Consider the following 3,253-nt stretch of genomic DNA (forward strand, 5'->3'; position numbering starts at 1 on the left):
AAGCTCCTTGTCAGTTGGTCCCGGTGGGGATGTACTGGGTTCGCCACCGGGCCCGAAAAGGATTGGAACGCATCATCTTCGTTACCCGGCCGTGACCTCCACCGCCTCGTCGGCACCGGCGACCGGGCTCGGGGAACGTCGTGCGCGGGCCACCGCGAGCCCGCGTTGCGAGCTCCAGAAGTCGCGGACCGTCTCGCGGAGTTCGGACGCTCCGACGTCCGCTCCGAAGGCCAGCGACCCCGGCTCGAGGGCGATGCCGTCGGCCAGGGTGGGCAGGGCGACGGGGTCGAAGCCGATGGCGTCCACGAGGTCCGCGACGACGTCGAGTGCCTCTCGGTCGTCCGATGCCAGGGCGATCGCGCTCCGCTCGGGATGACCGGCGGGCAGTGCTCCCTCGTCGAGGTCGTGGTACCCCATGTGGTTGAAGCCCTTCACGACGCGTGACGCGGGCAGGTGCTGCTGGACGAGCTCGCTCGTCGAGGTCCGGACGTCCGAGAGGTCGTCGCGCAGGCCGTCCGTCTCCCACCAGTAGTTCATGGCGTCGACGACGACCTTGCCCGCCAGGGCGTCCACCGGCACCGAGTCGAGCTTGCCGAGCGGCAGGGCCAGGACGACGATGTCGGCCTCCCGTGCCGCGTCGGCCGACCAGACCGCGCGGGCCCCGGGGGCGATCACGTCGACGATGAGGCGGATGCGGGCAGGGTCTCCCGAGCCGGAGAGGAGGACGGGGTGGCCGGCGGCGTGGACGAGGCGGGCGAGGACGGTGCCGACCTTGCCCGCGCCGAGGATGCCGATGGTGGGTGCGGACGTCATGTGTCGTGCAACGCACGAGGGCGTCCGGCGATTCCGGACGCGGCGATGCATCGCAGGCCCCTGAACCAGGTCTGCGGTGCACCGTCGGTGAGGAGTCGCTCAGGAGCGAGCGACGGAGGTGACCGTCAGGCGCGGGCCGTCCGGCGGCGGGCCGCCACGAGCAGGCCGAGCCCGGCGAGCAGCGCCAGCAGTCCGCCCAGGAGCGGGGCCGTCGCGTCACCGCCGGTGAAGGCCAGCGACGAGTCGGCGGCGAGGGCCGAGGAGGCGCTGGTCCCCGAGGCGAGGACGCTGCGGTCGGCCGCCGCGGCGGTCACGAGCACGGTGCCGGTGGTGCCGGTCGTGCCGTCGACGCCGGGGGTGCCGTCGGTGCCGGGCGTGGTGGTGCCGCCGTCACCCGGGGTGGCGGGCGTCGTCGGGTCGGTCGGCTCGAACGGCTCGGCCGGGTCGACGGGGATCGTCGGGTCGGTCGGGTCGGTCGGGTCGGTCGGCGTGGTCGGGACGGTCGGCGTGGTCGGGACGGTCGGCGTGGTGCCGGTCGTCCCCTCCGTGGTGTCGCTGTCGCCGATCACCGAGACGGCGTTGCCGCCCACGGTCACGGGCAGCCCCACCGACGGCACGACCTGCGTGCCCCCGAGGATGCCGTCGTCACCACTGGTGCTGCCACCGGTCGAACCCGTACCGGTGCCGGTGGTGCCGGTGCCCGTCGTGGTGCCCGTGCTGCTGCTGTCGCCGACCACCGAGACGGCGTTGCCGCCCACGGTCACGGGCAACCCCACCGACGGCACGACCTGCGTGCCCCCGAGGATGCCGTCGTCACCACTCGTGGTGCCGCCGGTCGAACCCGTACCGGCGCCGGTGGTGCCGGTGCCGGTGGTGCCGGTGCCGGTGGTGCCGGTGCCGGTGCTGCTGCTGTCGCCGATGACCGAGATCGCGTTGCCACCGACCGTGACCGGGGTGGTCACCGTCGGGATCACCTGCGTGCCCCCGGCGACGGAGTCGTCACCGCTGGTGGCGGCGCCACCCGTGGTCGGACCCGTGCCGGCGCCGGTGGTGCCGGTGCCCGTCGTGGTGCCCGTGCTGCTGCTGTCGCCGACCACCGAGACGGCGTTGCCGCCCACGGTCACGGGCAGCCCCACCGACGGCACGACCTGCGTGCCCCCGAGGATGCCGTCGTCACCACTGGTGGTGCCGGTGGCCGAGCCGGTGGGGCCGGCGCCGGTCGCGCCTCCTGCGGGGGTGCCGGTCGTGGTGCCGGTGCTCGACGAGTCGCCCAGCACCGAGATCGCGTTGCCACCGACCGTGACCGGCAGGGTCACGTCGACGAGGGCCTGGGTGCCCGAGCCGATCGCGTCGTCGCCCGACGTGGCGGCAGGTGCTGCCGGTGCCGGTGCCGCGGGGGCCGCGGCCTGGGCGGGAGCGGCCGTGCCGGCCGAGTCGCCCAGCACCGAGACCGCGTTGCCACCGACGCTGACCGGCACGTCGATCGAGACGATGCCCTGGCTGCCCGAGAGCACGCCCGAGTCGCCGCTCGTCGTCGTGACGGGCGCGGCGGGCGCGGCGGGTGCGGCGGCCGGAGCGGCGGGGGCGGCGGCCGGAGCGGCGGGTGCCGCAGCCGGGGCGGCAGGCGCCGCAGGGGCCGGCGCGGTGCTGCTCGAGTCGCCGAGGACGCTGACCGCGTTGCCGAGGGCCGAGACCGGAGCCTCGACGACGGCGCCGACCTGGGTGCCCGAGAGCAGCCCGTCGTCGCCGGTGGTGGTCGCCGCGTTCGCGGCGGTGGTTCCGAGGGCCCAGATGCCCCCGATGAAGAGCGCTCCCATGAGCCCTCTCGAGACGTACGTGTTCATGGTCTTCTCCAAGAGATGAGGTGTGTGGTGCCGCGGGGTCGCGGCGGGGTCGCTGATGTCGCCGGCAGCCGGGAGGCTGCAGGGGCGACGCGACCGGCCTCAGTCGGGGGAAGAGTCGGTGTCGTACGCAGGCGTCGACGGGAGGTCGTCGTCGCCGTCCGCGGACCCCGCCGAGACGGCGAGTCCGGGAAGCAGGGAGGCGCGGGTCGCGTCGAGCGCGACGGCACCGCCGGCCGCTCCGCCGCCCGAGGCCTGACCGTTCGCGCTTCCGCCGGTGCCCGAGGGCAGGGCGGGCGTGCCGTGGTCGTCACCGGCAGGAAGCGGTGCGGGGCCGGGGGTGGGCGCCAGGGGTGCGCTGGTCCTGTCGGCGGACGAGGACGGACCCGAGGCGATCTGCGCCCGTAGGATGCCGACCGCGTCGGTCGATGCGGTCGTGCCGGACAAGTCGGACGCGTCGGCCACCGCGGCGACGGCGAGCTCGTCCGAGGCGACGACTCCGAGGCCGTCGGCTCCGTCGACGTCCGCGTCCGCCCCGGCGGGCACGTCGCCCGCGGGGACCGTCACGCCCGGTCGGGGCGTGACGCCTCCGGGCACGA

2 protein-coding genes and 1 pseudogene are annotated in these 3,253 nt (G+C 75.2%); all 3 read right to left on the reverse strand.

Features of this window, described 5'->3' with window-relative positions:
• Window positions 1-81 precede the first annotated feature (81 nt).
• Window positions 82-864 carry an NADPH-dependent F420 reductase gene (locus IFT36_RS15680; RefSeq protein ID WP_200413621.1) on the reverse strand — a complete coding sequence of 261 codons (783 nt, stop codon included), beginning with the start codon at window positions 862-864 and terminating at the stop codon, window positions 82-84.
• Window positions 865-938: 74 nt separating this feature from the next.
• Window positions 939-2,657, reverse strand: a complete 1,719-nt coding sequence (locus IFT36_RS15685) for a chaplin family protein (protein WP_200413622.1) — start codon at window positions 2,655-2,657, stop codon at window positions 939-941.
• A 99-nt stretch (window positions 2,658-2,756) separates the two neighbouring features.
• Window positions 2,757-3,253: pseudogene (locus IFT36_RS15690) on the reverse strand (hypothetical protein); the annotation flags it as partial.

This window comes from Frigoribacterium sp. CFBP 13605, from assembly GCF_014839405.1.
In the GTDB taxonomy this organism is placed as follows: Bacteria; Actinomycetota; Actinomycetes; order Actinomycetales; family Microbacteriaceae; genus Frigoribacterium.

Coding starts and splice junctions, on each gene's coding strand:
- IFT36_RS15680 (WP_200413621.1), bottom strand. CDS start 864: ATGCATCGCCGCGTCCGGAATCGCCGGACGCCCTCGTGCGTTGCACGA.
- IFT36_RS15685 (WP_200413622.1), bottom strand. CDS start 2,657: ATGAACACGTACGTCTCGAGAGGGCTCATGGGAGCGCTCTTCATCGGG.